At 59.3% G+C, this 3,759-nt stretch carries 4 protein-coding genes and 1 pseudogene; 2 read left to right on the plus strand and 3 right to left on the minus strand.

All coding sequences use genetic code 11. The features are described from left to right. Window positions 1-142 precede the first annotated feature (142 nt). Together PG5_RS32390 and PG5_RS32395 are read left to right on the plus strand one after the other, a co-directional pair. A pseudogene (locus PG5_RS32390) lies at window positions 143-352 on the plus strand (NUDIX domain-containing protein); the annotation flags it as partial. 45 nt (window positions 353-397) lie between these two features. Further along, a complete protein-coding gene (locus PG5_RS32395; RefSeq protein WP_020801307.1) occupies window positions 398-919 on the plus strand; it encodes a GNAT family N-acetyltransferase in 522 nt (173 codons plus the stop codon). Here the strand turns inward: PG5_RS32395 and PG5_RS35125 are convergent. From PG5_RS35125 to otnI, 3 genes are all read right to left on the minus strand, one after another. Continuing rightward, window positions 906-1,403 (minus strand): hypothetical protein, encoded by a 498-nt coding sequence (locus PG5_RS35125; protein ID WP_256229856.1) that lies wholly within the window; start codon window positions 1,401-1,403, stop codon window positions 906-908. The genes PG5_RS32395 and PG5_RS35125 overlap by 14 nt on opposite strands. Window positions 1,404-1,433: 30 nt before the next feature. Next, window positions 1,434-2,603, minus strand: a complete 1,170-nt coding sequence (locus PG5_RS32405) for a GGDEF domain-containing protein (protein WP_020801309.1) — start codon at window positions 2,601-2,603, stop codon at window positions 1,434-1,436. A 96-nt stretch (window positions 2,604-2,699) separates the two neighbouring features. After that, entirely contained in the window at window positions 2,700-3,485 is a 786-nt protein-coding gene (gene otnI / locus PG5_RS32410; protein WP_020801310.1) for a 2-oxo-tetronate isomerase, read from the minus strand. Between the last annotated feature and the right edge of the window lie 274 nt (window positions 3,486-3,759).

Below are 3,759 nucleotides of genomic sequence, written 5' to 3' on the forward strand. Positions count from 1 at the left end.
CCGCCCGGAGCATGCTCGCTCCTACAGGGCCCGCCGCACTGCGCAGAACCGGAACGAAGCCTCTCGACGGGGTAAGCCGGCTCCTACAAATGCATGTCAAACGCCGTATGATGCTGGCTTCATTGTCGATAAGGACGTCGCCATGTCACCGAACAAGGCTTGCCCCGTCATCCTCTCGAGTACTGCCGGGCCACGCATCCTTCTGTTTCGCCATCCCCTGGCAGGCGTGCAACTGGTCAAAGGCACCATCGAGTCAGGTGAAACACCCGCCGAAGCCGCGCTTCGTGAGTTGAGCGAGGAGGCAGGAATAGACGATGCCTCGATTGTCAGTGACCTGGGTTGCTGGAACGCCGGACAGACGGTCACGCTCGGGCCTCAAGCACTGGAGAGTTGATGCATGAACGCATTCAGAATTCGCGAGCTGAAAAGTACGGATGCGGACGCCTTGCTGGCCTTCGAAATCCACAACCGTGCATGGTTCGAATCGCATATTGATGCGCGCGACCCTTCTTTTTACTCATCGCAAGGTGTCGCCGAACATATCGAAGGCTACTTGTCCGGTTTTGCCATCGGCACCTGGCATCCGTTTGTTATTGAGGACGGCAGCGGAACAATTGTAGGGCGGGCAAACTTGAAAGACATAAACCCATCGACTGGTTGTGCGGAGGTGGGCTATCGGATCGGTCGCGACGCGTGCGGGCAGGGCCTGGCGACACAGGCGCTCAGGCATCTGATCGAGCAAGCGCAGGCGCGTTGGCAACTGACGCAACTGGTGGCTTATGTATTCAAGGAAAATGTGGGCTCAAAAAAAGTACTGTCCCGGTGCGGATTCGTGCTTGAACAACCCCGCAGCAACGAAGAACCGGAAGTCGAATGCCGATTCGTCCGCGCGCTTGTTCCAGACACTAATGCACAGTGATCGCCCAGGTGATGAACCCTGCAATGGCCGTGGTACAGGTCAAGGCGATAAGGAAAAGAACGTCGACCAGTTTTTCCAGGAAATGATTGCGGTTCACGTTGCTGGTACGCAATGCCCAGTAGGACAGCAGCGTGGTAATCAAATGCAGGATGGCGTTCATCGCGAGAAAGTCATCACCCAGGGAGTCTTCACTTCTCAGCGTGGTAACCACCTGGAAAATACCGATCACCGTAATGCATACGCCCACCATGGCCGCCGAAGCAGTAAAGACATGCGCAGATATCGTGCTCGGGTTTTTCGCGAGCGTGCTCGCTCCTACTGGAATCGCGGCAAACGCATTTACAGCGATCTTGCCCGGGCCCCTGTAGGAGCAAGCTTGCTCGCGATGGTCGTCAACGATGACGCAGGAAACCTGATGCCCCGCGGCGCTTGGTCCAATGGCTGGAGGATGAGTTGGATTGGCACGCGAGCCCCGGAGTTTCATACGCGAACCGCGCAATGCAATCCTCAGAAATCAAAGCGGTTCGTTGCTAGCAAAGGTCAGATCGACCAACCGTATGCTGTCGCGTCCGCCACGCTTGGACTGGTAGAGCGCCGCATCGCCTTGCTCGATCAATGCCGCGAGGCTGGCTGGTGGATGGTCGAACAGGTTGGCGCCGATGCTCAGGGTTACCGCTTGCGGTGTGGCGAACGCTTGCGCGGCAGCGTGGTGGAACTGCTCACGCAGCGCGCTGCCCAGCCCGACGATTTGCTCATGCGATGCGTTGCCCAGCAGGATCACGAATTCATCACCGCCCAGCCGCGCCGCCAGTGCGCCTTCAGGCAGGACCGAACGGATCATCTCGCTCAGTGTGACGAGCAGGCGGTCGCCAGCCATATGGCCATAGAGGTCGTTGACCTGTTTGAAATTGTCGATATCGATCAACAGCAAGGCACCGGGTCTTGCCGTGGAGACGTTATCGAGCAGGCGCGCTGCTCGCACTTCTAGGGCGCGGCGGTTGTACAGGGCGGTCAACGGATCACGGGCGGCCAGCCGGGCGATGCGTTTCTCACGCCTGTAGCGTTCGGTGCCGGTCATGGACAGGGCGATCAGCATGATCGCCATCGCGCCTTCGACCAGGGAAATCTGAATGATCTCGCCACGAAACGCGGCAAGGTCGATCAGCGTGCCGGGAACGATGGCGGTAATTGACTTGGCAAGATAGAACAACCCATGGGCCAACAGCACATAGCGCAGTTGCACCGCCCCCACGCTCAACGACTTGCCATGGGGACGCAAAAGGAAACTGGCCCTGAGTGTCACCAGGGCGACCAGCAGCGAATTGGCCAGCAGCATGGCCTTCGACCACGACGGCTCGTCCGGCAACAACAGCAAGGTCACCCAGGCGACGAAGATCAGGTACCAGGCACGCGACAGCCGCGTCTGCGTGAAGCGCGCGACGCCCAGCAGAAAACACCAGTGGGCCACCACCAGCAGGCCATTGGCGAACCAGATGCCAGCCAGCAAAAGGCCGGCCCCGCGCAGCAAGGCGAGGGTCGACCCCAGGGTGATGGTGGCGAAACCCGCGCTCCAGAACAGCAGCGAGGGTTCGCGAATGCTCCGCCATTCGATCGCCAGGTACAGCGCGGCAGCGGCTGCGAGGGCGGTCGAAATCGTCAACATCGTGGGAGGGTCGAGCGCCATAACCTGTAGAACCTTTCTGATCTGCGGTGAAAGGCGTGATTGTAAAGGCTGGGGCGGTTTTTCGCAGATTTCAGCGCATTGAAAAGTGAAGCCAGATCAGCGCGCCTGCCAATCGCGCATCCATTGCAACCCCTCGCTGGTGTTGCCGCGCGGCCGGTACTCGCAACCCACCCAACCGTTGTAGCCCAGTTGGTCGATGAGCTCGAACAGGTAGGGATAATTCAACTCGTTGTGCAGGTCCGGTTCGTGACGATCCGGCACTCCCGCGATCTGGATATGGCCGATGCCGGCGAAATCCCGGCGCAGCTTCGTCGCCACGTCCCCCTCTACGATCTGACAATGGTAGATGTCGAACTGGACCTTGAGATTGGCCATGCCGACAGCTTTGCAGACGGCCTGGGCCTGATCCTGCTGGTTGAGGAAAAACCCCGGCATGTCGCGGGTGTTGATCGGCTCCAGCAACACAGTGACGCCGACCTTGGCCGCTTGCGTCGCCGCGTGGCTGAGGTTTTCCAGGTAAGTCGCGTGGTGTCGGGCACGGGCTGCTTCGCTCGCCAGCAGCCCGGCCATGACGTGGATGCGGTCATTGCCCAGGATCGCGGCATATTCCAGGGCCTGGTCGAAACCTTCGCGAAACTCCGCTTCACGGCCAGGCAAGGAGACGACGCCTCTTTCGCCTGCCGCCCAATTGCCGGGCGGGGCGTTGAACAGGGCCTGGACCAGGCCGTTGTCGTCCAGCCGCTGTTTAAGTTGTTGCGCGCTGTAGTCGTAGGGGAGCAGGTATTCCACCGCCTGGAATCCATCGGCAGCGGCCGCGGCGAAGCGGTCGAGAAAATCGTGTTCCGGGTAGAGCATGCTGAGGTTGGCAGCGAAACGAGGCATGGTGACTCCTGAAATTAAAATACCAGCGTAGGTTCAGTTAAGCGAAAAAGTCCTTGTAGATGCGTAATGCTGTTCACTTTAAGTTGGGTGCTGCAGGTGCATATTTGGATTGGGTGTATATCCATTGCTGCGGTAACGGCCACCTAGGGTTTCGCCCATGCGGCGAGTCACCTGGAAAACCTGTAGGAGTCAGCGGTGCGGCGATCCGACTTGCCGGCGAAGGCGTCCTGACGGCCAATGCGGATTTTGTTGACTGCGTACATATCCATTCCTG

It is taken from the genome of Pseudomonas sp. G5(2012) (assembly GCF_000408945.1).
In the GTDB taxonomy this organism is placed as follows: Bacteria; Pseudomonadota; Gammaproteobacteria; order Pseudomonadales; family Pseudomonadaceae; genus Aquipseudomonas; species Aquipseudomonas umsongensis.